We start from the raw sequence: 23,272 nt of genomic DNA on the forward strand, positions 1-23,272 counted from the left end.
GGTGGTTAGCTCCCGAGTAGGTAAACGATCAGTGCGAGATAGCAAATGTATAAGCCGACTTCAAACCAAGCGACTCGCCAAATTTTGGTATAGAGACCCGTCTTATAAAGCATAAGTCGCGTTATCCAAGAGAGGATAAATGCAAGCGGGGTAAATAGAACTAAGGGACTAAACAGTAGGCCACCTAGCGCTAATTCTTGAAACATATTAGACAATCCCCTGTTAGTGGTTTAGTGCAGCCCATGCCAAATACTCTACATTAAGCGTGTTCATATTGTGTTAAGTATGCAAAGAGATCTGAGAGTGATCAGGTTATAAAAGAATAGACGACACAATTGAATACGCGAGATGAACGATGACTGCGTGGTATGTTGCTGTTTTATTTTTTATACGCGTCATGCTCTATAGTTTTAACCTTGAATGGGTACGTAATCAAGCATTTCTTTTATTAGTTAATGATGGTTTTAGAGCGGTATTGGCGCTGCGATGAACGCCAGTGAGAGAATAAATGAGCTCAAGAAGAGGCAAGTGGCAAGCTAAATTCTTCTCGCTCACGCTAGATAGGGCGAGCGTGAACAGGCGATGCCAAGATGGCCGCTGAACTCGGTGACTGACCTTGAAATCAGAGGTCGTATTGTATTATTGAGAAATGAGATGAAATTCCGATTGGGTTAAAATAGCGTCTTCAATCTCCTTTAAACCAAGCGTGCTGTAACCAAAAAAATTCGGCGTTAAGGCATGACGCAGGGTATGCAGAGCGGTTGCTGTCGAGCTGGCAAAGACTTGCGCATCGGATAGCGCCACCAGTGCCGTGCGCGCCGTATTTGTCATGGTTTGATCGAACGTACTGTAGCCAGCAATCGAGTCATACAAGTTACTAAATTCTCCAGAGGCGTTGCTTTCCAGATAATAGCGAATGGTACGAGCGTGTGTTGCGGCAAACTGCTTAACGGTTTCTTGCTGAGTAAATGAGGTGGCTAATAAGTCATCCCCGCCTGCGTGTGCATGCGTATTTGGAATAAAGCCATGCAGCGGGAACACCAAATAAGCGACGATGGCCTGATCACGCGTGATGGCGGAAAGAATGAAATTTTCATCACGATAATAGCGAATTTTGTCACCTTTATATGACTGTTTGAGATACACCGGCTCGCCGAACGTGGACGATAACGTTTCTGCGGATGCGCGGATATACAGGGTATCGAGCTTGTTTTGCGATGGGATAGTCGTAAATTGCGCCAAGCTAAAATTATACAGTTTTTCTAGCGCATCGGAGCTGTCATTAAAATTACCTAAGGCGATAATGACAAGAGAAATTGTGGTAATGACATGTGCCCAAGTGTTACTGACATTGAGCGTGAAGTCGCCAATGGCGACTTCTTTTTTAGGTTGCGCGTTTTTTTGATGTGGTGAGGTCATGAATGGGTCATCTCATCGAGGGCTTGTGAGGCGGCGTCTTGGCCGTTTTCAATGGTCTCGTTGACCTTTTCTTGAATGGTTTCGATGTTTTCATCACCCAGCGTATCCGTGATGGTTTCTTTGTAGGTGACACCGATATACACGCCAATGATGATGAGTATTAATGTGATGATCTTAAACATATGGATTTTCCTCGTACAGCGCAATTCACTGCGCTCGGTTATTGATAAAGCGACATTCTGCGTGTCACTTTTTTCAAATAATTTTTGGTTTCGGTATAAGGCAATTTCGCTAATAATTGCTGATAAACTTCATCCGGACTTAGTTGATTAATGCGAACCGCGGCTTGGCTAATGCTGGTGGAGTGGTCGATGTTAAATGCCTTCGCTACATTCCCCGCGCCTGTGTTATAGGCCGCAATCGTACAGTATAGACGGCTTTGTGGGTCGGTAATTTTGTTGAGATAACGACTGTTTAAAATATGTAAGTACGCGGTTCCCGTTTCGACATTGGTGGGCGGGTTATATAAATCGTCCGGTTGCATCGGCGCATCAATATGACGGATTTGACGGTTGACGTCATACCCTGCACTGGATGGCACAATCTGCATCAAGCCGTACGCAGGTATGTGTGAGGTTGCGTCTGGGCGAAATGACGATTCACTATGCATAATCGCCATGACTAATGGCCTCGGAATATTCCATTCTTTACTTTGCGCTGTCGCCATGGGTTGATATTTTTGCGCTCGTTGTTTCAAGTTGCCAGCGGGTAAATCAATCGTGAAAGTGACCACCTTTTTCGGTGAGGACTGTTCGGGTACATGGTTAGACGCTGGCGCATCGGCTTCCCTCGGGTGTGATGCTGCTGGTGGTATGACGGGTGAGGAAGGAGAAGTATGATTCACTGCTGGCTGCTGTGGTGTGGATACTGATAACCTAGCACGCTGGGCTTGGTACAAGCCTCGTAGTTGCGTGATGCGTTGTTTGGCTTTGCTAAGAAGTGCGAGCTTTTTATCTTGCGCGCGTTGATAGATGAAATCATCAGGGACACCGGTTGGCGTGTGAATGAGCCGCTCGGCTTGATTGTCGATTTCATTCAGTTGTGATTCGGTTTGGGCAATAATAAAGTCACGCTCTTTTTGTTCTTGTGCGTTGGAATAATCGACAAGCTGCTCGCTGGTTTTCGCTGCGCTCAGGGCGAGTGCTTGATCATTGACGGTCACATGTTGCTGCTGGAGCGTCTTTGTTGCCAGCGTTGTCGGAGTGTCCACATCGACGAGAACGGAAACTTGCGCGGTATTACTCTCATAATCAATGACTTGTTTTACGGTATTCTCGTTTTCATAACGCACTTCTTTGGTGTTATCCGATACCTCACCACTACCCCAAGCTTTAATATAACGCGCTTTCTTTTGATCAAGATCTGCGGTGTATTGATCGCGCCATTGTTCATACTCATCAAGGTAGTCGTTGACATATTGATAGAACTCGGTACGTTTTTGCTGTGGCGTTTGGTGGTGTTTAGCAAGCGATTGATTGAGGCGTTCCATCGCATGATCGGGAGAAGTGCTGGCCATCGCCGGGGGAATCAATTTAAGCGTCAATAGAGCGACAGTGCACAGAGAGGTCAGAGCTTTTTTCACAGTAGTTCCTAATATGAATAACCTAAGAGACTACCCAGCGGCAGTCTCTTTTATTAGGCCAGTTATAGGTTTTTCAAGTCATTTAGCGATTGCTTTAATTCTGACTCGGCTTTTTTATCATTAAACTTTTTCCATAAAGAGGTATCTTGATTAATACCGTCTATGGCTTGGTTTAAGTTCGCTTGATAAGTGGGTTTATCCATACCTACCAGAACATACAAATCACCATTCGGGCTGACTTGGCTGACAATCAAACGGCTATTGGTGAGGGTGCGATCAACGATGGTTTTGGTGGCCGATTGCAGCGTTGTCTTAAAGGTTTCGGTTTGACCATTGTCAGTCGATACACTTTGCGTACCTGATGTGGCTTGCTCAAACATACGCTGCACACGTGCTTCAAACTGCTGAGCAATGTTAGCGCGAGCATCATTGATAGCAATTTGTCGCATCATCGATAAACCGGCAATGCTTTTTTGCGCGTAGCCTTTTGCGGCAATACCGAGATCGTTTGGCATTACATCACATACCCAGGCTGGTGCTTCCGTGCTTTGCGCTTTTGGGTACTTACATTGCTGATAGTGTTGTGCATCGGCTGTGGTTTGTGTCGTTTGGCAGCCTGCTAATACTAGAGCGCTCAGCCCCAAGGTTAATCGCATTTTCATATTATAATCCTGCCGTTTCTTTTACCTTGTTTTTGGCTTTCTCTAACTGGCAGTCGATATCCGCCAAAGCACACTGAATACCTGTATGAACCGTTGCACTGTCGCCTGCATGAATTTTTTGGGCCAGTTCTTCATCAATCGATACCCAAGAGTAATTGGGTTTTACGGCATCGTGTTTGTTGTTGACGATATAACCTTTGCCTAATGTGAAGGTTTCAATTTCACCTCGGCTGTTTTTAATGCTTTGTGAGAAGTCGACGTCAGCTTTGGGTTGAACATTACGGTTTGTACCTGCGCCGATACGTACCATATAGCCTGACTTTTCACACTGACGCATCGCTTCTACCGGAGCGGTTGCCGCGAGCATTTCTTGAAGCTCCATTGAATATTTCACTGCGCGCTCTGAAGCGGTACGAGCCATCGTGTTTTGTGAACTTTGATTGATAGGGCAGCGTGAGTTGTTGGTTTCGTTCTTGGCAGATTCATCTCCTTTCAGCTCAATACGTTTGACCAATTTCATACTTGGCAGCGCATACACTTTTGCGTTCGCAGTCACTTCTGCTCTGAATGAACATGAGGCTGGGATAGTGTGGTAGTCACCGTCTTTATCTTTGTAAGTCCGTCGCTTAGTAAATGCTCGTGACAAATCCGATGAATTAATTTCGGTAATGACGGCGTAATCGGCAATCGGCACACCTTTATTATTGTAGCGACCACTTTTTTCAGCTAAACGAATTTCTTTATTCAACTTTTTCGCTACGTGGCGGTCGATAAGTTTGGTACCGGTTGCAAGAACTTGACCTTCCAGCTTATTAAGCATGGCGGCTTTCATTCGGCTTGCTGTCGCATCTTTGTAGCTGATTTCTACCGGCAGTACGATAACTTTGACACTTGCGCTACTTTTGGCTGGTACGCTTGATTTTGGTAAGTCGACATTGGCTGTCGGAGGACATACCTCGGTTACCGAACAACCTGAAAGCACGGCGGTTAAGCCCAAAGCGATGACGGTTGGTTTAAACATAAATAGACAACTCCATATTTGTAATTATTGTAGCCTGTATACTCAGACTCTTTTGCACTCAATTTAGATTGAGTGACGACCAAATCCCTGTATTTTTTATGATTTCAGAGAAGTTACGCTCGGCACTTTCATCGCCCATTGCCCGGTTTGATACCGAGTTTCCTGTGGAAATGATTTCACTCGTGCTGAGCGTATGGTTGTTGTGTGCATTCGTAAGATGCAGTGTGGTGACCATGGTAGTAATGAACGACGATTGAAGATAATCACGCCGAAACTCTGTGGTCATTGTTAACTTATGTGTTGCTTGGCGCGTGCTACCTTGGTGTGTCGCAATACCCTGCTGATTGATGGCGTTAGCGAGAAATTGAGCGCCTTTCTCATTGCCTGGCGAATGGTTAATGGCAATCAGTAGGGTGTTTTTTACTTGGTTTATTTTGCTGAGTAATGTGTCAACGGTAGGCGCTTGAGGCAATGGAACGCTCGGAGTGAGCGAGCGTAACATGGCTTGTCGCGTTTGCACCTGAGCGAGAAAGTCTGTGTCATGGCGATGCTCTAGCCACCACAATAAATGGTCTTGATGTGAGTATTGGGCTAATGCTTGAGTTGCTTGATGGTTGATATCACTGATATCAGTACGGAGCTGATTAATGATATGACTACGTTTGATTTGTGCTTGTACGTAATATCCCAAGTCGTTGTGCTCGACTTGAGGATAATCGATCCCGGTGAAGGTGATATTCGCCGTTCGACTATTGATATGACGCTGAGCAATTTGCGAGGCGGCGTCTAAGCGGCGTGTTTCGCCATTAATACTTTGTGTGTATTGACGGGAAGATGATGCGGATGACGACTGGGATTCAATCGAAACTAATAAATCGCTATTGATTTGGCTTAATGCGGTTTGTTTGGCTTCATACAAACTACGTCCATGTCCGACCGCCGATAAATACTGGGAGTGTTGCGTTTGCGTGACTTGAGGTTGTGTGTACCAATGTGGCGCGCTGGATTGACAAGCGCTGAGCAGTGTCACAAGCCCAATCACTAGCCAATTTTTCAATATGTTCATTAACAAAAGCCATATCTTGAATGGTGAGCACCGCCCAATGGTTATCGACTAAAATAATGGGAAGTGTGAATATTTATGTTAAAAAGATAGTAACGATAACTTCAGTGAATGTAATGTTTTTTTGCGATCGGCGTTCAAAAATTAGAGTTTGATCAAATATATTTGTCTTATTTATGGGATAAGCAAGAGATTTTATTATTTGTTAATATTATCAATAATTTGCTGAATATATGGAACGAGTTCATTTATAAACCACGGATTTTTCTTGAGCCATATATTGTTGCGTGGCGAGGGGTGAGGCAAAGGAATGATTTGAGGTGCCCATGTCTTCCATTGTTTGACGGTGTCCGTCAGTGTTTTAGGGTGCGGTTTGGGTAAATATTCTTTTTGGGCGTATTGTCCGATCAACAGAGTTAACTCAATATTGGGCATATGATCGAATAGTGCTTGATGCCATTGAGGGGCACATTCTTTACGCGGTGGTAAGTCGCCACTTTTTCCTCGCCCAGGATAACAAAACCCCATGGGGACAATGGCAACAATGTTAGGGTTGTAGAAAGTATCTTTATCTATTCCTAGCCATTGTCTGAGGCGTTCTCCACTTGCATCATTAAAAGGGACACCACTTTCATGTACTTTGACGCCGGGTGCTTGTCCGATGATCAGGATGCGAGCATCTTGATGCGCTTGAATGACAGGGCGAGGGCCTAGCGGTAAATGCGCTTCACATAGACGACAATGTTTAACCCGGTCGAGTAGATGACGGAAACTTTCTTGATGAGTTGGAATAATTTCGGACATAGAACCTCCGTATGAAGAAGTGTGCAAAAAATAAAACACGCGTTAAACGCTAAATGTGTCGGTTTACAGCTTTTTTCCCTACTGGTTATCCAGTAAACTGCCGCTGTCTATTTTTCATTATTAATTGAGTGATTATGCTACAAAACCCTCTGCAGCTTCGCCTTGAGAAGTTTGAACCTTGGCAACAGATTACCTTTATGGCGAGTTTATGTGAACGTATGTATCCAAACTATGCTGTCTTTTGTCAACACACTGATTTTGCTGGAGCTCGCGTATATCGTGAAATTCTAGATAGCGTTTGGGAGTTGCTGACGGTTAAAAATGCCAAGATCAATTTTGAACGCCAATTAGAAAAATTGGAAGATATTATTCCGGACTCTCAAGAGCATGATTTTTATGCGGTGTATCCTGCGATTGATGCCTGTGAAGGATTAGCAGGACTATTGCATGGTTTACTGGATCGTGATGGCTTATTAGATGCTGTTATGGATGTGAGCCAAGTTTCGTTACGGACTGTTGTACAGCTAGAAGAAGCTCAAGGCGCAGAAGTCATTAGTAATGAGAACCAAAAGCAGAATGAAACCGTGTGTGCCGAATGGGATGTACAGTGGGCGATTTTCCGTCCATTGAAAGAGTCGAAAGAGCGCGACATTGAGTTGATTAAAGATTTACGCCAAGAATTACGTGATGAAGGTGTTAGTAATATTGGCATGAGTCTTTAATGCTTGTTGCTTAATCCTCTCGCGATAACGCCCCTAAGAGGCAGACTCAAACGCGGATCGCTTTTGGGTTACCGTAACCCTTCCCAATAAAGGCAGGGTTATTTTCGCTCCCTCACCTAGAGGGAGCAGAAAAAATTAACCGTTACACCAGTGCAAGTAGTGGCGCGTTAATGGTGATGTCTTCATCTGAGAACAGTGTAATAACATCGGTATAGTCATCTGTGTTGCTAATAATGATAGGCGTTGTGACATCAAAACCTTGCGCTTGAATCGCTTCAATATCAAAGCTTAGTAAATGATCGCCTTGTTTAATGGTTTGGCCTTCTTCGACATGTACAGAAAAGCCTTCACCGTTAAGTTTAACAGTATCAACCCCCACGTGAATTAAGAGTTCTGCGCCTTCTTTGCTCTTAATACCGAATGCATGTTTGGTGGCAAAAATCGATTCTACTTCTCCGTCAACAGGGGCGTAAAGCTCACCCAATGTTGGTGTTATCGCCACACCTTTCCCCAACAGTTCACTAGCGAAAGTCTCATCAGCCACTTGAGTGAGTGGTATCATCGTACCTTGTAACGGACTGGTGATGGTTTCTTTGCTGGTGGCAGTGGCTACCGGTTGTGCGGGCGTGCTTGGCGCTACATTAGTGTTCGCAGAGCTCTCCGTTTCACCTGTCGTGTCGTCGTCTTCTCGGAAAAACAGCACAGTAAGGCCAGCGGCGATAATAATGGCAATCGCGCCACCAATGATGGCACCATAAACGCTCATATCAATCCCCGTTTCTGGGATGTATTGGGCAAAGGAGAAAATGGCCGGTATGCCCATAGAAAACATTTTGGTACCAAAATAACCGATGATTCCTCCGCCAATGGCCCCGCCAACACAACCAAAGATAAACGGTTTTTTACGCGGTAAGTTCAAGCCATAGACGGCTGGTTCGGTAATGCCAAAAATACCACTGACCGCCACAGAGCCAGCTAACGTGCGCGTTTTTTTGTTGCGAGCAATGATAAAGATACCAAGCGCAGCACCGACCTGACCCATTACTGCAGGCAGGGTCATTGGGCCGAAGACATCAAAGCCATTGACGGATAGGTTATTGATAAAGACTGGAGCGAGCCCCCAATGGAGACCAAAGATAACCAGAACTTGCCAGAAGGTTCCCATAATAATCCCCGCAAGGATCGGACTCGCGGAGTATACCCACATCATACCGCCAGATAATCCTGAACCGATATGCGTTGCTACCGGGCCAATGGCGAGGAAGGTCAGCGGCACGGAGACAAGTAGGCAGAAAAAGGGCGTAAATAGATTTTTCATTGAATCTGGTAGCCAGCTATCAAACCATCTTTCGATGTAAGAGTTCACCCAGCACGCCAGAATGATCGGGATAACTGATGAAGCGTAGTTCATGTAGCTGATCGGAATACCTAAGAAAAACTCAGGATCGACCGCTTTGCCGCCTAATTTCGCCGAGAAAATGGCATTAAAATGATTCATCACATCGGGGTGGACTAAAGCCGCGCCAATGGCCATCCCGATAAAGGGTTTACTGCCAAACTTCTTCGCTGAGGTATAACCAAGAAAAATCGGTAAGAAATAAAAAATGCCATCGGCAGAAGCGTTGAGAATACGGTGTGTACCCTCTGATGTGCTCATCCATTCCATTGCGACACTTAACGCCAGTACGCCCTTAAGAATACCGGCTCCAGCCATAATGCCTAAGATAGGCGCAAAGATACTGGAAATGACATCGATGAGTCGACTCAGGATTGATTGGTCTGAATTATCAGAGTGATCGCTCTCGCTTGATGAGGCTCCGACCAGCGGTAACACGTCATCATAAACTTTACCGACATGGTTACCAATCACGACTTGAAATTGCCCACCGCTTTTGACCACGGTAATAACATCGGGATTTTGTTTTAACTCTTCGACTTTACCTAAAGACATATCGTTAAGTTGAAAGCGCAGGCGAGTCGCACAGTGGATGACACTTTTGACGTTGTCAGAACCACCAACGTGGTCAATGATGGTTTGCGCTAATGCGGCGTAATTTTTTTTACTCATATTTCTACCCTTAAAAATGACGGCAGTGGGGTCGCCTATCAGGATTAAGGGATTGCTCAATAGACGCGAGCCCAAAGCCTAGATGACGACCGTATGCAGTCTCATTTTTTAGCTTGGGTCTTGCCTGCCTAACCAGTAACAATCCGAAATAGTGCCAAAGTATAGTGAAAGTTGTGTTCACCACTCTTGATAAGAGAAGTGAGTGGTGATGCGCGGTTTAACCGCACATCGAGATTTAAATACTGCGTCTGACGCGTTCAATATGAATGGTCAAAAACATCATTTCTTCTTGTGTCATCGCATGACGAAATTTTTCTTCAACGAAGAGATAGACTTTTTGAGTGCATTCAAATGATTGTGGATACTGTAAACGAATCGATTGAAACAGAGAATCGTCATCGTCAATTTGTGCCGTATTGTGCATCATTCGATGAGCAAAAAACTTCAAATGTGTGACTAAACGCTGATAACTTAAGCTGTCCTCATCGATATTAATACGCAGTTGGTACTTAACAATTTGGATAATGTCGCTGATAAGTGAGGTAATATCCATTGTATTATGCATATCTTCACTGAGTTGTGCATTCACAATATGTAGAGCGACAAAGCCTGCTTCGTCTTCGGGAAATTGGATACCAGAAACGGCCTTAATAATATCTAAAGCCTTTAAGCCAATCGCGTATTCTTTGGGATAGAGTTTTTTAATGTCCCACAACATCGCATTTTGGATGTTCTTACCCTGAACACAGCGCTCTAAGGCAAAATGAAGGTGGTCAGCTAACGAAATACGGATACTTGGGTGTAATTCACTATTGAGAGAATGTTCGGCCATTTTCACAATGTCTTCTGTTGCCAAAAGTAAATCCATGGGAATACTGGCCAGTAATTCATGATAGCGATTATCGATATTGCCATCGGTACTGTGCTCGAGACGAAACACTTTCTCGATGATATCTTCCATCACTTGCATGCCTGGTTTCATTTGAAAGCCTAGGCCTTTGCCCATGACGACAATCTCATGATTGTCGGCATCGCGAGAAATGATTACGTTATTATTCAGTACTTTTTCAATTTGCATAGTCACTCATTATTTTTTGGAGTTAGTGGCTATAAACACTTAGAGTTATTGCTCTATCGGCATTTTCTCTCTAAGTTTGTCTGTCATGTAGGATGATGTTCTGTATTCCTTGCCATTAAACTGTAACCGCTTTCATTTATCAATATTCAATATGATTAACTGTGAGTTTGCTCTACTACTAAATATAAAATTAGTAATGGATATGATAAATATCTTTTTATATCAAATATTTATTATTTTATTTGGCAGGGAAGGTTAGTTAGCTCGACATGAAAATAGGAAAGTGATGTTAATCACAGCTTGAGGCTTTAGGTATTGCGAGGGCTAAGACGATTGCTTTAAGGTTTTACATAACAAATAAATGGATTGTCACTGCGTTAAGCAGGCAAAACCTTATATCGATACTAAGAGCGTTTACGCTATGGGGATCGATATAAGGTTTTTTTTTGCCTTTAATATCGTCAGCGATGACATCACACCGAGGAGTTAAGCAGTTATGAGTTTTGAATTTCCGAAAACTTTTTTATGGGGTGGCGCGGTTGCCGCTAACCAAGTAGAAGGCTCGCATGTGAGTGATGGTAAAGGTTTGTCAACATCCGATGTCCAACCTTTTGGTGCAATGGGCGAATTAGTCGATCGCCAAGAAGGCGACTTTAATATTAAAGATACCGCGATCGATTTTTATCGCCGCTATGAAGACGATATTGAACTGTTTGCTGAGATGGGCTTTACCTGTTTACGTATTTCAATTGCTTGGTCACGTATTTATCCAAATGGTGATGATGCTGAGCCGAATGAAGCCGGCCTTGCTTTCTACGATAAAGTTTTTAATAAACTGCAAGAAAAAAACATCACGCCACTTGTGACTTTGTCTCACTACGAAATGCCACTCAACCTTGCTAAGCAATATCAAGGCTGGGCAAGTCGTGATGTAATCGAGTGTTTCACTCGTTATGCGAAAACGGTCTTTGAACGCTTTGGTGACCGTGTTAAACATTGGCTAACATTTAACGAAATCAATGTCACTTTACACGAACCGTTTACCGGCTCGGGACTACCGCGTGATTGCAGCGAACAGACGCGCTACCAAGCGATCCACCATCAATTGGTTGCCAGCGCTAAAGCCGTGAAACTGTGTCATGACATTATTCCGGACGGTAAAATAGGCAATATGATTCTCGGTGCGATGATGTACCCAAGAACGTGTGAACCTAATGATGTGATGCAAACACTGACACAAAACCGTGAATGGTTGATGTTTGGTGACGTACAAACACGCGGTTACTACCCAAGCTATATGACGCGTAAGTTTAAAGAGCTAGGTGTTGAGCTAAACATTACCGCCGACGATACCGAGGCGTTAAAAGAAACCATCGACTTCATTTCATTTAGCTATTATATGACAGGCTGCGCAAGCGCAGATCCGGCTGAAATGGCGAATGCGAGCGGCAACATGCTCAATATGATCAACAACCCATATTTACAAGCGTCTGAGTGGGGATGGCAAATTGACCCTGTAGGCCTGCGCTATCTGCTTAACTTCCTTTGGGATCGCTATCAAAAACCATTGTTTATTGTTGAAAATGGATTAGGCGCGAAAGATGTCGTGTCTGACGATGGTAAGATCCATGATGAATATCGTATGGCTTATTTAAATGACCACTTATTCCAAGTAGGAGAAGCGATTCAAGACGGCGTAGAGGTACTGGGTTATACCTCTTGGGGGCCGATTGATTTAGTCAGTGCCTCGACGGCTCAGCTATCGAAGCGTTATGGCTTTATCTATGTAGACCGTGACGATCAAGGTAACGGAACATTAGAACGTAAACGCAAAGAGAGCTTCTTCTGGTATCAAGCGGTGATTCAATCACGTGGTAGTGCATTGAAGGCGCCCACTAAAACTAAGAGTGAGTAACTCCCTCCTGTTGTTTAAATGCACCCCTGTCGTTTAACTGCATAGTTGGTTTACGGAGCTGTCGCTGTAGTGATAGCTCCGTTTTTTTATGCTTTGTTTTTGTGCATGTTACTGTCACTAAAGAGCGCAATTTTGGACGTAAAATACAGCCATAATAAGCGACGTTTTGTCACGCGATTGTCATAAAATTAGTGGTGCTTGCAAGGCTAAATCGCAGGCCATGACTGACTTGAGTGGGTAGCATGTGATTGCTATCTTGCGATTCGTTGCGTCAAAATTAGCCAATAAAATTGGTCAAGGATTAACAATTTGTGAGATCGCACTCATATTACGGTCAAAAGTGCGTCAGAGTCGCTGATCTTACGCGACAAACCTTTGCCATACGGGCTATTTATGTTTTAGAGTGAACTCAACTCGATAACCTATAAAGAAGGGAAACCTAATGAATAAGACCCAATTGATCGATTTTATTGCAGAGAAAGCAGACCTAACTAAAGCACAAGCAAAAGCCTCTCTTGAAGCAACTCTTGGCGCTGTTGAAGGTGCTCTAAAAGAAGGTGATCAGGTTCAACTAATCGGCTTTGGTACATTCAAAGTTAACCACCGTGCAGCACGTACTGGCCGTAACCCTAAAACGGGTGATGAAATCCAAATTGCAGCAGCGAACGTTCCAGCATTCGTTGCCGGCAAAGCACTGAAAGACTCTGTAAAATAAATCAGTCTTTATGACGTCGGGAGCTCTCGGCGTCATTATTTCGAACGATAATGATGAAAACATACCGTCTCCCCTTCGTTTGCTGTTTAACCACGATGCTACTGGCTGGATGCAGTAGTTTTAGTGATGCGAACGGTTCTAACGCTAAGCAGGTATTGAGCGGCGGAGAGCGAGTAGGTCATGATGTTCATTTATTTTGGGTAACCCAAAATAAACAGACGGTAACCCAAGCGGCGGATTATGTCGTGACGGGTGACGGACACGGGTATAAGACAACCTATCAGTGGACAGATGGCGTAGTGCGTGAAGTCGCGCGTCAAGGTGAAAGCCTGAAAAACGGTGAAGTGGTTCCTTTCGAAACATTACTGCGGTTTGATGCTCATGGTGATGCGATTTATCAGCGTTATCGAGTCGATGGAAAAGTATTTCCTTTATCGCAACAGCAAACAGAGCAATATCAGCAACAAGCTCGTGATGTTTTAAAAGTCACTACCGATGAACATAAACAAGGTTTAGAGTTAATCCAAGGCTATTGGAATGGACAGGCCTTTGAAACGTGTAATGGGCAACAATTTGCTTTGTTAACGTTTAATCATACGGTTGCGGATGCGATCGTTGAGCGTTTAGAATCTTCCAAGAGCTATATTGCCTTTGTTGGTCAGCGCTCTGGCGACACAGTGAAGATGGAGACGATGTTGATGCTCAAAGAGAGTAATCATGGCTGCGTGACGCCTGAGAATGAAGTTGACGACTGAGTGTCGCGCTTGTTAATTCACATGAGCAATCAATAAAAAAGGGCGTGACCAGTGGTCACGCCCTTTTTATTATGGTGAGAGTTATTGTTGCTCGCGAGCAATAGCGCGAAAGCCAATATCACTACGACAGAACATACCGTCCCAAGAGACTTGCTTGGCGAGTGCGTAAGCACGTTGCTGTGCTTCTTGTACACTCTTGCCTAATGCGGTCGAACACAGCACTCGGCCTCCGTTCGTTACAACTTGACCATCTTGGTTAGTTGACGTACCTGCATGAAACACTTTCTGTTCTTGCGTGTCATTACTTGGCAGAGTAATGACATCGCCTTTTTGATAGCTACCTGGATACCCGCCTGCGGCTAGCACAATCCCAACAGCAGCGCGTTCGTCCCATTGAGATTCAACTTGGTCGAGCTTCTCTGCGACGGCTGCTTGGCAAAGTTCGAGTAGATCCGATTGTAAGCGCATCATAATAGGTTGCGTTTCAGGATCGCCAAAACGGCAGTTATATTCGATAACTTTTGGTGTGCCTGATTCGTCAATCATAAGGCCAGCATACAAAAAGCCAGTATAAGGATGACCTTCTGCCGCCATGCCTTCTACGGTTGGGTAGATCACTTCATTCATGATGCGCTCGTAAATGTCGCTCGTAACAACAGGGGCAGGGGAGTAAGCGCCCATACCACCGGTATTTAAACCGGTATCGTTATCTCCGACACGTTTATGATCTTGGCTGGTGGCCATTGGGAGTACATTTTTGCCATCCACCATAACGATAAAGCTGGCTTCTTCGCCTTGCAGAAACTCTTCAATGACGACACGGCTGCCGGCATCGCCAAAGGCATTGCCAGCCAGCATATCTTTGATCGCATCTTCCGCTTCTTGAAGTGTCATGGCGACAATGACGCCTTTGCCGGCCGCTAAGCCGTCCGCTTTCACGACAATCGGTGCGCCTTGCTGGCGAACGTAAGCCAAGGCTGGCTCAATGTCAGTAAAGTTAGCGTATGCTCCTGTCGGAATTTGGTGGCGCTCTAAGAAATCTTTCGTGAACGCTTTGGAGCCTTCTAGCTGAGCGGCTGCTTGTGTCGGGCCAAAGATAGGGAGATCGGCCGCGCGGAAAGCATCGACAACACCAATAACCAGTGGCGCTTCTGGCCCAACGATGGTCATTGCGAGGGAATGTTCTTGGGCAAAGGAAACTAAGCCATTAATATCATCAACGGCAATATTTACATTTTGAAGTTTTGGCTCTAGAGCCGTGCCCGCATTACCGGGTGCGATGTACACGGTTTCTACCGCGGGATTTTGCGCGACCTTCCATCCTAAAGCGTGCTCACGGCCGCCGGAACCAATTATCAATACATTCATCTTTCAATCCTTGTGCAGTGAGGACTTGCGAGGTGTTGTTTATTTCGTGTTGTAAAGAAGACAGACTCTCAGGCTAATTGCCTGAGAGTCTTTGCTTGCATCTTAATGGCGGAAGTGACGCATACCAGTGAAGATCATCGACATACCATGCTCGTCAGCGGCTTCGATAACCTCTTGGTCACGAATTGAACCACCCGGTTGAATCACGCACTTGATTCCAGCTTCTGCTGCTGCATCAATACCGTCACGGAAGGGGAAAAATGCATCAGAGGCCATGACACTTCCTGCAACTTCTAGGCCTTCATCTGCGGCTTTAATACCGGCAATTTTCGCTGAGTATACTCGGCTCATCTGGCCTGCGCCGACACCAATGGTCGAATGGTCTTTTGCGTACACAATGGCGTTCGATTTAACGAATTTCGCGACTTTCCAGCAGAACAGCGCATCTTGCATTTCTTGCTCGCTTGGCTGGCGTTTAGTCACGACTGTTAACTCATCTAATGACACCATACCTTGGTCACGGTCTTGCACAAGTAAACCGCCGTTAACGCGTTTTACTTCGCGCTCAGTGGTTTTGGTCGTCCATTGACCACACTCTAATAGACGCACGTTTTTCTTGGCTGCGACAATGGCAAGAGCATCAGCTGAGATACTTGGCGCAATAATCACTTCAACGAATTGACGATCGACAATGGCTTGTGCTGTCTCAGTATTGAGCTCGCGGTTAAATGCAATAATGCCGCCGAAAGAAGACGTTGGATCGGTTTTAAAGGCACGTTCGTACGCATCGAGGATGTTGTCGGCAATCGCCACACCACATGGGTTTGCATGCTTAACAATGACACACGCAGGATCGGTGAATTCTTTCACGCATTCAAGTGCTGCATCAGTATCCGCGATGTTGTTGTAAGATAACGCTTTACCTTGAATTTGCTTGGCCGTTGCTACAGAGGCTTCTTCAGGATTGCTTTCGACATAGAACGCCGCTGATTGGTGACTATTTTCACCGTAGCGCATGTCTTGTTTTTTCTCGAATTGCATATTGAATGTACGAGGGAAAGCCGATTCTTCGTCACCTTCTTTGTTCTCACCGTACGATGGCACCATCGTACCGAAGTAGTTGGCGATCATGCCATCATAAGCAGCGGTGTGCTCAAATGCGGCAATCGCTAGGTCAAAGCGGGTATTGAGCGTTAAGGATTTGTCGTTAGCATCCATTTCAGATAGAACACGACTATAGTCATCAGCTTTTACCACGATGGTTACATCTTTGTGGTTTTTAGCGGCAGAACGTACCATGGTTGGTCCACCGATATCGATGTTCTCAACGGCATCTTCGAGCGTACAGCCTTCTTTGGCGACGGTGTCTGCGAATGGGTAAAGGTTGACAACCACCATATCGATAGGGCGAATATCGTGCTGCTCCATTACGGCATCGTCTTGCTCGCGACGGCCTAGGATGCCACCGTGAACTTTTGGATGAAGCGTCTTAACGCGGCCATCCATCATTTCTGGAAAACCGGTGTAATCGGAAACTTCTGTAACGGCAATGCCTTTTTCTGCGAGTAGACGAGCAGTGCCGCCTGTAGACAAAATATCGACACCGCGCTCTGCTAGCGCTTTGGCAAACTCAACAATACCAGTTTTATCTGATACGCTAATGAGTGCACGACGGATTGGACGAGCGTTCTTCATGCTTCCCTTTTCCTCAAATTCTTGGAGTTTATGATGAAAGATACTTGCCAAAACGTCCCTATGAGGGATGAGCGAAATAGATAGACTCTGTTTTGGTAAACACCTTCAATCCAGAACTTCTTTATGGCGCGTATTCTAACTAATTTCATAGTAAAAAGCTCGCGCAATCGTTTGGCATGCGAAAATAATCGCATTAAAGCGATTTTTCAAGAGAAAATTGTCATTGAATTAATAACGAGGTTAACGATGTTTCAAATCGGTGAACTGGCAAAACGGTGCGATGTCTCGACAGATACGCTGCGCTTTTATGAAAAAAATGGTTTGATAGTCCCAGCCGGACGCAGTGAGTCTGGGTATCGTTTATATAATGCGGATAACCAGCATCAGGTGATTTTTATTCTTAAAGCCAAAGCGGTAGGGTTAAGTTTAGATGATATTAAAGAGTTACTTGATATTCGTTTAGAGGTTACTGAACATAGCTGCGCAGAAGTGAAAGCGATCACCACGGCGAAACTAACGTTAATTGACGATAAACTGCAAGAGCTACAGCGCATTCGCTTAGCGTTAAAAAAAATCAATGATGCTTGCTGTGGTAAAGCGGAGCAAGATGCCAGTCATTGTTCAATTTTATCCGCGTTAGAATAAACATAGATTAGCCATAGCTTGAGAATTTTCCCTACATCACAAAAGTAAAAGAACTGTTTTTAATTGGTTAATTTTTGGTCATATGTAGTAAATGGTTATTGATTGATATGATGGGTTTAATTTTTGTTTATTATTTTCAGTTGTTTAACTATTGTTTTTTCTGTTTTTTGGAAAATTCACGCCATGAATATGTATTATTTCGCTAAAAAAATATAGAAAAGCGCTCACTTTTCTAGGGTGAGATTTTGCCTCCTGTTTATTCTTATTCGTTGTTTATGATGTGCCTACCCTATGCATAAGAATGAAGAATAATTATGTTTAACTACAACTTTCTCATCACCGTTGCAGCTTCTTTAGCTGGACTGTTATTTGGGCTCGATATCGGGCTCATCTCTGGGGCGTTGCCTTTTATTACCACAGAGTGGAGCATTTCAATTCACCAGCAAGAGTGGATTGTGAGCACCATGATGTTGGGGGCTACGCTTGGTTCTATTTCTAATAACTGGCTTTCTGCCATACTCGGACGTAAACGTAGCTTAATGTGGGGAGGCGTGATTTTTGCCATCGGTACACTGGGCTGCACGTTCTCAAACAATATCGATGTAATGTTGGTATTTCGCGTGGTACAAGGGTTTGCAATTGGTATTGCATCGTTTGCTGCGCCATTGTACTTATCGGAAATGTCAGACAAAGCTGTACGTGGCCGCCGTATTGCGACCTATCAATTGATGGTAACGGTTGGTATCTTGGTCGCATTTTTATCGGATACGTGGTTTGCGCAAACGGGCAACTGGCGCATGATGTTTGCTGTGCTTTTGATTCCTACGGCGATTTTGGTGATATCGGTATACTTTATGCCGCGCTCACCACGTTGGTTAGCCTCGCGTGGTTACATGCAAGAAGCACAGAGTGTTTTGTTGTCGTTACGTATGGATGAACGCGAAGCGAGCCAAGAATATCAAGAGATCATCGCCAGCCTTAAAGTGAAGCAATCTGGTTTTGCATTATTTAAAGCCAATAAGAACTTTCGCCGTAGTGTCGGTTTAGGTTTAGTCCTTCAGTTTATGCAGCAATTTACGGGCATGAATATTTTGATGTATTACTCGCCGAAGATCTTCGAAATGGCAGGGTTTACCAGCAAAATGGAACAAATGTTCAGTACCGTTCTCGTTGGTCTTGCTTTTGTATTGGCGACCTTTATCGCCATTGGTATGGCGGATAGCTGGGGTCGTAAACCTGCCCTGAAAATTGGCTTTACCGTGATGGGCGCAGGGATGTTCTGTCTTGGTTTATTGCTCAAGTTCGTGTTAACGGGGCATGCTCCGGTGTACTTCTCTTATCTTGCTGTACTCACTTCCATCATTTGTATTTGTGGCTATGCAATGAGCGCGGCACCTATGGTGTGGGTATTGTGCTCAGAAGTGCAGCCATTGAAAGGACGTGACTTTGGTATTGCCTGTTCTACTACCATGAACTGGATCGCTAATATGGTATTGGGCGCGACATTCCTAAGCTTGCTTAGTGGTATTGGCACGGCGCAGACTTTCTGGTTGTACGCTGGCTTTAATATTATCTTTGTACTGGTGACTGTGTTTATGGTGCCGGAAACCAAAGGGATTACGCTCGAGTCAATTGAAGCGAACTTGATGTCGGGTAAAAAGCTACGTGATATCGGTATTTCTTCTGATAAGCAAGCGGCGAGCTCACCACTCTCTGATTCGAATCAAGGATAGCGATTACAGATATTTGCTCTGCGCAGAGAGTCAAGGCCAGCCTCATTCGGGCTGGCCTTTTTATTGGGGCGTATTAGATTAAGCGAGTTTCCAAGGCGAGCAGTTTCTGTTTGAGGGGGACACCACCGCCGTAGCCACCTAATCCGCCATTACTGGCGATCACACGATGGCAAGGAATAATAATGGCATGCGCATTGGCGCCATTGGCATTGGCAACGGCTCGAAACGCAGTCGGTTGTCCTAGTTGCTTGGCAAGATCGCCGTAGGCTGTGGTGTGTCCATACGGGATGGTTTGTAGGGCTTGCCAGACCGATTTTTGAAATGGAGTCCCGACGGTAAGCAATGGCAAGTCAAAGGCGTTCCGCTCTCCTTGGAAATACTCACTTAGTTGCTGTTTGGTGGTTTCTAAGACCTCGTCAGTCTGTTCAATGAACTCCGCGTTGAGACCTTGTTTGATTCGGTTGTCGACAGTATCGCGTAATTTACGGTAGCGAAAGTCACATAAACACAACTGATGTTGATAACTACCGAGAATAAATTCCGCATACGGGTGTTGATAATATTGAATATGAATGGCTGACATAACGCGCGACTCCTTTTTTGTATATTTATACAGTATCAGAGCGGTTTTATAATAACCAATAAAAATGATGTCAGTTGCGTAGTGTATTGAGCAGCCGATGGATATCTTGTTTTCTGCCTTGTATCACTAGGGGATGTAAATGGGGAGATTGAGATTCAAGGCCGCGCTTTAGTGAGTATATCGCTTGCTGCTTATGACCTTGCTGAGCGAGAAAGTCCCCATAAAAGTAGCGTGCAGTAATGTCATTGGGGCTAAGTTCAACGGCCTCACTGAGCAATGCAGCGGCTTTATCATCATCGCCAAAACTGATTGGCCAGCCCGGTGCGCGGTAATAGAGCGCGCCTAACGTGACGAGCACTGCAGTGTGCAACTGGCCTGTCGTGGTAGCTTGGAGTGGTTCTAAACGATGTTTTGCTTGTTTAATGAGATCTAGCGCATCCGATGTTCCTGAGACACTCGCTAAAGAAGCAAGATTAATAGCTAATGCGGTTTGTAGCTGTAGATTGTCTGGGTGTTTTGAGAGATGCTGATTTGTGTCACCCACAAGGGCCTGAAAACAGGTTTGCTTTTTTTCCTCGTCTGCCTTTTGATATTCACACACCGCCCACTGATGTTGTAATTGATTTAGGGTGGCTTTAAGTGGGCTTGCCACCGCTATAGTAGACCACATCCCCAATAAAACTATCATGTAGCTACGGTATGTCTTCATTCGTTTTCCCTATCTCGCTATGTGGAGTTTTCCGTCACTCATGACAATACTACGAGTATGGGAGATAAACGATGACACTGTATGGTCGGTGGTATAAAACTTTGATGAACAAGCCACAATACACCAAAGTCGACTAATAGGTACGCTTGTACACTGAGATAATGATGACTGGTGAGGTTTATAGGCAAAAAAAACCGCTCTATAGTCGAGCGGTTTTCTGAGTCATTCATCTGCTAAGATGCCGGCTTAGTTCATGCCGTATTTTTTTAGCTTCTTACGAAGTGTACCACGGTTAATACCCATCATCGTCGCTGCGCGAGTTTGGTTACCGCGAGTGTACTGCATGATAGTGTCTAGTAGTGGTTGTTCAACTTCCGCTAGAACTAATTCGTAAAGTTCAGTTACTTCTTGACCGTTTAATTGAGCCAGGTAATTTTTAAGAGATGCTTTAACTGAATCACGTAATGGTTTCTGCGTGATTTGATCTTGTGAAGTTACGGTTGTTACTGTTAAAGCTTCTGAAGTCAGATTTTGTTCGAACATATTCGGTCTAGCTCTTCTCTTAATATTATGCAACGTTATCAAAATAACCTTCGAGCGCCTCTAATTGCAGCGACGCGGATTCGATGGCGTTAAAGGTACGGCGAAACTCACTCGCGTGTCCATGCTCTTTTAGATACCACCCGACATGCTTACGTGCAATACGGGGGCCAAGATAGTCACCATAAAACAGGTGCAGAGCTTGTACATGACCAAGCATGATGTCTTTTACTTCCCCTAAGGGCAGTGCAGGCATCGTGGTGCCGGTTTCCAAATAGTGTTGGATTTCCTGGAAAATCCAAGGACGACCCTGGGCGGGACGTCCAATCATTAAAGCGTCAGCACCGGTGTAATCCAGTACAAATTTGGCTTTTTCCGGAGTCTCGATATCACCGTTAGCGATAACCGGGATCGTAATAGCCTGTTTGACGGCTCTAATGCTGTCGTATTCCGCCTCTCCCTTGTACATACAGGCCTTTGTTCTTCCATGAAGAGCGAAAGCTTGTATGCCGCAGTCTTCGGCTAATTTAGCGATGTAGACACAGTTCTTATTTTCTGTATCCCAACCGGTGCGTGTCTTCAGTGTTACTGGGACATCCACGGCATTCACCACTGTTGTCAAAATGTCTTTAATGACATCTGGATAACGCAGTAATGCTGAACCAGCCAGTTTCTTATTCACTTTCTTTGCTGGGCAGCCCATATTGATATCGATGATTTGCGCACCGTTTTCAACACTGTATTGCGCTGCCTCGGCCATAAGCTGTGGGTCACTTCCAGCGATTTGCACAGAACGAATGCCCGATTCGCCCGCGTGCACCATGCGATTTTTTGACTTCGACGTTCCCCATACAGCCGGATTAGCTGACATCATTTCACTGATAGCCATTCCTGCTCCATAGCGTAGACACAACTCTCGAAACGGTCTGTCTGTAACTCCTGCCATAGGGGCAACGATAAGTTTGTTCTTGAGTTGATAATTTCCGATTTTCAAAACGTCTTCACAGTTCTGTACCAGCAAGGGCGCGCATTTTACGCATTTTTTCACTGCGTGAAAAGCCTAATATTTGAGCATTTACAAATTGTTTTTGGAAATTGTATGCTTTTCAGTCGATTAACTGCAAAACCTTCCCTTAACTCAATTTATATCCAGTGATACGACACCACTCTTTCATCTCTTTTATCGGGTCAATGACCAATTCATCACGGTAATAATTGGCGACATCTTCTGCTTGGGTGTCTAAAACGCCAGACATTGCTAATGCGCCTTGTGGCTTGATTAAGCCTTTAATGACTGCAGAAAGCTCACGCAAAGGACCCGCAAGGATGTTAGCGACGACGACGTCAGCCTTCAAACCTTCTGGTTGATCTTGAGGTAAGTACACCTCGATTTGATCTTTTATGCCGTTACGTTCAGCGTTGTCTTGGGTGGCTTGTAGGGCTTGTGGATCGATATCGATACCGACCACTTTTGCGGCGCCAAGTTTTACCGCTGCAATGGCTAAAATGCCTGAGCCACAACCAAAGTCGATCACTGTTTTGCCGGTAAGGTCGAGTCCGTCGAGCCATTCAAGACATAAAGCGGTGGTTGGGTGTGTGCCAGTACCAAATGCCAGGCCAGGGTCAAGCATCACGTTTACCGCGCTAGGGTCGGGAATATCACGCCAGCTTGGGCATACCCATAGGCGCTCACCAAATTGCATTGGGTGGAAGTTATCCATCCACTCACGTTCCCAGTCTTTGTCTTCGATCTGTTCAACCTTGTAAGCGAAATCTTTTGCTACCAGCCCGCTTGCTTGGATTTGGGTCACGGCAAGAGCGGTATCGGTTTCGGCATCGTAGAGTGCGAGGACATCGGTATCGCCCCATAGACGCGTTTCTCCTGGCTGCGGTTCAAACACCGGTGTGTCTTTCGCATCAAGAAATGTAACGGATAAGGCACCAGTTTCTTCCATGAGCATATCGCCAATCGCTTCGGCGTTTTCATTGGTAGCGTTAAGCTTAATTTGAATCCAAGGCATTTTACATGACTCTCATTATGACATTTGGCGCGAAGTTTAGCAGATCCTAACCGCAATGGCATCTGATCTCACGCCGTATCATTGTCGATAAAATAAACAATGGAGCCATAGGCT

At 44.9% G+C, this 23,272-nt stretch carries 23 protein-coding genes; 6 read left to right on the top strand and 17 right to left on the bottom strand.

The annotated features are described in order from the left end of the window. Positions 1-5: 5 nt before the first annotated feature. The 8 genes from OCU30_RS00830 to OCU30_RS00865 all read right to left on the bottom strand — a co-directional run bounded on the left by OCU30_RS00830 (position 6) and on the right by OCU30_RS00865 (position 6,611). The gene (locus OCU30_RS00830; protein ID WP_077313785.1) at positions 6-206 is read right to left on the bottom strand and encodes a DUF1656 domain-containing protein; all 201 of its coding nucleotides are present in this window, start codon (positions 204-206) and stop codon (positions 6-8) included. Between the two features lie 433 nt (positions 207-639). Continuing rightward, positions 640-1,419 carry an ETEC_3214 domain-containing protein gene (locus OCU30_RS00835; protein WP_205408788.1) on the bottom strand — a complete coding sequence of 260 codons (780 nt, stop codon included), beginning with the start codon at positions 1,417-1,419 and terminating at the stop codon, positions 640-642. After that, on the bottom strand, positions 1,416-1,601 hold the full coding sequence (locus OCU30_RS00840) for a hypothetical protein (RefSeq protein WP_077313783.1): 186 nt from the start codon (positions 1,599-1,601) through the stop codon (positions 1,416-1,418). The genes OCU30_RS00835 and OCU30_RS00840 overlap by 4 nt, the downstream gene beginning before the upstream one ends. A gap of 38 nt (positions 1,602-1,639) precedes the next feature. After that, positions 1,640-3,061: a transglycosylase SLT domain-containing protein gene (locus OCU30_RS00845; RefSeq protein WP_235861842.1), complete on the bottom strand. Its 1,422-nt coding sequence runs from the start codon at positions 3,059-3,061 to the stop codon at positions 1,640-1,642. Between the two features lie 62 nt (positions 3,062-3,123). Further along, positions 3,124-3,723, bottom strand: coding sequence for an LPP20 family lipoprotein (locus OCU30_RS00850; RefSeq protein WP_077313781.1), 600 nt, complete (start codon positions 3,721-3,723; stop codon positions 3,124-3,126). Position 3,724: 1 nt separating this feature from the next. Next, a complete protein-coding gene (locus tag OCU30_RS00855; protein ID WP_077313779.1) occupies positions 3,725-4,744 on the bottom strand; it encodes a hypothetical protein in 1,020 nt (339 codons plus the stop codon). Between the two features lie 58 nt (positions 4,745-4,802). After that, positions 4,803-5,810 (bottom strand): LPP20 family lipoprotein, encoded by a 1,008-nt coding sequence (locus OCU30_RS00860; RefSeq protein ID WP_077313777.1) that lies wholly within the window; start codon positions 5,808-5,810, stop codon positions 4,803-4,805. 195 nt (positions 5,811-6,005) lie between these two features. Then, positions 6,006-6,611, bottom strand: a complete 606-nt coding sequence (locus OCU30_RS00865; protein WP_077313775.1) for a uracil-DNA glycosylase family protein — start codon at positions 6,609-6,611, stop codon at positions 6,006-6,008. A gap of 134 nt (positions 6,612-6,745) precedes the next feature. Between OCU30_RS00865 and OCU30_RS00870 the strand changes: the two genes are divergently transcribed. After that, the gene (locus tag OCU30_RS00870; protein WP_077313773.1) at positions 6,746-7,333 is read left to right on the top strand and encodes a YjaG family protein; all 588 of its coding nucleotides are present in this window, start codon (positions 6,746-6,748) and stop codon (positions 7,331-7,333) included. Positions 7,334-7,475: 142 nt separating this feature from the next. Here OCU30_RS00870 and OCU30_RS00875 read toward each other — a convergent pair whose 3' ends face one another. Next, positions 7,476-9,401 carry a beta-glucoside-specific PTS transporter subunit IIABC gene (locus tag OCU30_RS00875; RefSeq protein ID WP_077313771.1) on the bottom strand — a complete coding sequence of 642 codons (1,926 nt, stop codon included), beginning with the start codon at positions 9,399-9,401 and terminating at the stop codon, positions 7,476-7,478. Between the two features lie 235 nt (positions 9,402-9,636). Next, complete coding sequence (gene licT, locus OCU30_RS00880) at positions 9,637-10,479, bottom strand: BglG family transcription antiterminator LicT (protein WP_077313769.1); 843 nt, start codon at positions 10,477-10,479, stop codon at positions 9,637-9,639. A gap of 496 nt (positions 10,480-10,975) precedes the next feature. Between licT and OCU30_RS00885 the strand changes: the two genes are divergently transcribed. The 3 genes from OCU30_RS00885 to OCU30_RS00895 all read left to right on the top strand — a co-directional run bounded on the left by OCU30_RS00885 (position 10,976) and on the right by OCU30_RS00895 (position 13,864). After that, complete coding sequence (locus OCU30_RS00885; RefSeq protein WP_077313767.1) at positions 10,976-12,394, top strand: glycoside hydrolase family 1 protein; 1,419 nt, start codon at positions 10,976-10,978, stop codon at positions 12,392-12,394. Between the two features lie 442 nt (positions 12,395-12,836). Next, positions 12,837-13,109, top strand: a complete 273-nt coding sequence (gene hupA, locus OCU30_RS00890; RefSeq protein ID WP_077313765.1) for a nucleoid-associated protein HU-alpha — start codon at positions 12,837-12,839, stop codon at positions 13,107-13,109. A 50-nt stretch (positions 13,110-13,159) separates the two neighbouring features. Further along, complete coding sequence (locus OCU30_RS00895; protein ID WP_077313763.1) at positions 13,160-13,864, top strand: DUF1481 domain-containing protein; 705 nt, start codon at positions 13,160-13,162, stop codon at positions 13,862-13,864. 81 nt (positions 13,865-13,945) lie between these two features. Here OCU30_RS00895 and purD read toward each other — a convergent pair whose 3' ends face one another. Both purD and purH read right to left on the bottom strand, forming a co-directional pair. Beyond that, positions 13,946-15,232 (bottom strand): phosphoribosylamine--glycine ligase, encoded by a 1,287-nt coding sequence (purD, locus tag OCU30_RS00900; protein WP_077313761.1) that lies wholly within the window; start codon positions 15,230-15,232, stop codon positions 13,946-13,948. A gap of 102 nt (positions 15,233-15,334) precedes the next feature. Beyond that, complete coding sequence (gene purH / locus OCU30_RS00905; RefSeq protein WP_077313759.1) at positions 15,335-16,927, bottom strand: bifunctional phosphoribosylaminoimidazolecarboxamide formyltransferase/IMP cyclohydrolase; 1,593 nt, start codon at positions 16,925-16,927, stop codon at positions 15,335-15,337. Positions 16,928-17,173: 246 nt separating this feature from the next. Between purH and zntR the strand changes: the two genes are divergently transcribed. Both zntR and OCU30_RS00915 read left to right on the top strand, forming a co-directional pair. After that, positions 17,174-17,572 (top strand): Zn(2+)-responsive transcriptional regulator, encoded by a 399-nt coding sequence (zntR, locus tag OCU30_RS00910; protein WP_077313921.1) that lies wholly within the window; start codon positions 17,174-17,176, stop codon positions 17,570-17,572. 314 nt (positions 17,573-17,886) lie between these two features. Then, complete coding sequence (locus OCU30_RS00915) at positions 17,887-19,305, top strand: sugar porter family MFS transporter (RefSeq protein WP_077313758.1); 1,419 nt, start codon at positions 17,887-17,889, stop codon at positions 19,303-19,305. Positions 19,306-19,378: 73 nt separating this feature from the next. Here OCU30_RS00915 and OCU30_RS00920 read toward each other — a convergent pair whose 3' ends face one another. From OCU30_RS00920 to prmA, 5 genes are all read right to left on the bottom strand, one after another. Next, on the bottom strand, positions 19,379-19,888 hold the full coding sequence (locus OCU30_RS00920) for a methylated-DNA--[protein]-cysteine S-methyltransferase (RefSeq protein ID WP_077313756.1): 510 nt from the start codon (positions 19,886-19,888) through the stop codon (positions 19,379-19,381). Between the two features lie 70 nt (positions 19,889-19,958). Continuing rightward, on the bottom strand, positions 19,959-20,597 hold the full coding sequence (locus OCU30_RS00925; RefSeq protein WP_077313755.1) for a tetratricopeptide repeat protein: 639 nt from the start codon (positions 20,595-20,597) through the stop codon (positions 19,959-19,961). Between the two features lie 246 nt (positions 20,598-20,843). Next, the gene (gene fis / locus OCU30_RS00930) at positions 20,844-21,140 is read right to left on the bottom strand and encodes a DNA-binding transcriptional regulator Fis (RefSeq protein WP_000462885.1); all 297 of its coding nucleotides are present in this window, start codon (positions 21,138-21,140) and stop codon (positions 20,844-20,846) included. Between the two features lie 25 nt (positions 21,141-21,165). Beyond that, positions 21,166-22,131 carry a tRNA dihydrouridine synthase DusB gene (gene dusB / locus OCU30_RS00935; RefSeq protein WP_077313753.1) on the bottom strand — a complete coding sequence of 322 codons (966 nt, stop codon included), beginning with the start codon at positions 22,129-22,131 and terminating at the stop codon, positions 21,166-21,168. Between the two features lie 139 nt (positions 22,132-22,270). Further along, positions 22,271-23,158 (bottom strand): 50S ribosomal protein L11 methyltransferase, encoded by an 888-nt coding sequence (gene prmA / locus OCU30_RS00940; protein WP_077313751.1) that lies wholly within the window; start codon positions 23,156-23,158, stop codon positions 22,271-22,273. Positions 23,159-23,272: the final 114 nt, after the last annotated feature.

Origin of the sequence: Vibrio palustris, from assembly GCF_024346995.1 — a bacterium.
Classification (GTDB): Bacteria; Pseudomonadota; Gammaproteobacteria; order Enterobacterales; family Vibrionaceae; genus Vibrio; species Vibrio palustris.

Excerpts from the sequence above, each read along its gene's own strand:
- OCU30_RS00830 (WP_077313785.1), bottom strand. The coding sequence starts at position 206 with ATGTTTCAAGAATTAGCGCTAGGTGGCCTACTGTTTAGTCCCTTAGTT.
- OCU30_RS00835 (WP_205408788.1), bottom strand. The coding sequence starts at position 1,419 with ATGACCTCACCACATCAAAAAAACGCGCAACCTAAAAAAGAAGTCGCC.
- OCU30_RS00840 (WP_077313783.1), bottom strand. The coding sequence starts at position 1,601 with ATGTTTAAGATCATCACATTAATACTCATCATCATTGGCGTGTATATC.
- OCU30_RS00850 (WP_077313781.1), bottom strand. The coding sequence starts at position 3,723 with ATGAAAATGCGATTAACCTTGGGGCTGAGCGCTCTAGTATTAGCAGGC.
- OCU30_RS00855 (WP_077313779.1), bottom strand. The coding sequence starts at position 4,744 with ATGTTTAAACCAACCGTCATCGCTTTGGGCTTAACCGCCGTGCTTTCA.
- OCU30_RS00860 (WP_077313777.1), bottom strand. The coding sequence starts at position 5,810 with ATGAACATATTGAAAAATTGGCTAGTGATTGGGCTTGTGACACTGCTC.
- OCU30_RS00865 (WP_077313775.1), bottom strand. The coding sequence starts at position 6,611 with ATGTCCGAAATTATTCCAACTCATCAAGAAAGTTTCCGTCATCTACTC.
- OCU30_RS00870 (WP_077313773.1), top strand. The coding sequence starts at position 6,746 with ATGCTACAAAACCCTCTGCAGCTTCGCCTTGAGAAGTTTGAACCTTGG.
- OCU30_RS00875 (WP_077313771.1), bottom strand. The coding sequence starts at position 9,401 with ATGAGTAAAAAAAATTACGCCGCATTAGCGCAAACCATCATTGACCAC.
- licT (WP_077313769.1), bottom strand. The coding sequence starts at position 10,479 with ATGCAAATTGAAAAAGTACTGAATAATAACGTAATCATTTCTCGCGAT.
- OCU30_RS00885 (WP_077313767.1), top strand. The coding sequence starts at position 10,976 with ATGAGTTTTGAATTTCCGAAAACTTTTTTATGGGGTGGCGCGGTTGCC.
- hupA (WP_077313765.1), top strand. The coding sequence starts at position 12,837 with ATGAATAAGACCCAATTGATCGATTTTATTGCAGAGAAAGCAGACCTA.
- OCU30_RS00895 (WP_077313763.1), top strand. The coding sequence starts at position 13,160 with ATGATGAAAACATACCGTCTCCCCTTCGTTTGCTGTTTAACCACGATG.
- purD (WP_077313761.1), bottom strand. The coding sequence starts at position 15,232 with ATGAATGTATTGATAATTGGTTCCGGCGGCCGTGAGCACGCTTTAGGA.
- purH (WP_077313759.1), bottom strand. The coding sequence starts at position 16,927 with ATGAAGAACGCTCGTCCAATCCGTCGTGCACTCATTAGCGTATCAGAT.
- zntR (WP_077313921.1), top strand. The coding sequence starts at position 17,174 with ATGTTTCAAATCGGTGAACTGGCAAAACGGTGCGATGTCTCGACAGAT.
- OCU30_RS00915 (WP_077313758.1), top strand. The coding sequence starts at position 17,887 with ATGTTTAACTACAACTTTCTCATCACCGTTGCAGCTTCTTTAGCTGGA.
- OCU30_RS00920 (WP_077313756.1), bottom strand. The coding sequence starts at position 19,888 with ATGTCAGCCATTCATATTCAATATTATCAACACCCGTATGCGGAATTT.
- OCU30_RS00925 (WP_077313755.1), bottom strand. The coding sequence starts at position 20,597 with ATGAAGACATACCGTAGCTACATGATAGTTTTATTGGGGATGTGGTCT.
- fis (WP_000462885.1), bottom strand. The coding sequence starts at position 21,140 with ATGTTCGAACAAAATCTGACTTCAGAAGCTTTAACAGTAACAACCGTA.
- prmA (WP_077313751.1), bottom strand. The coding sequence starts at position 23,158 with ATGCCTTGGATTCAAATTAAGCTTAACGCTACCAATGAAAACGCCGAA.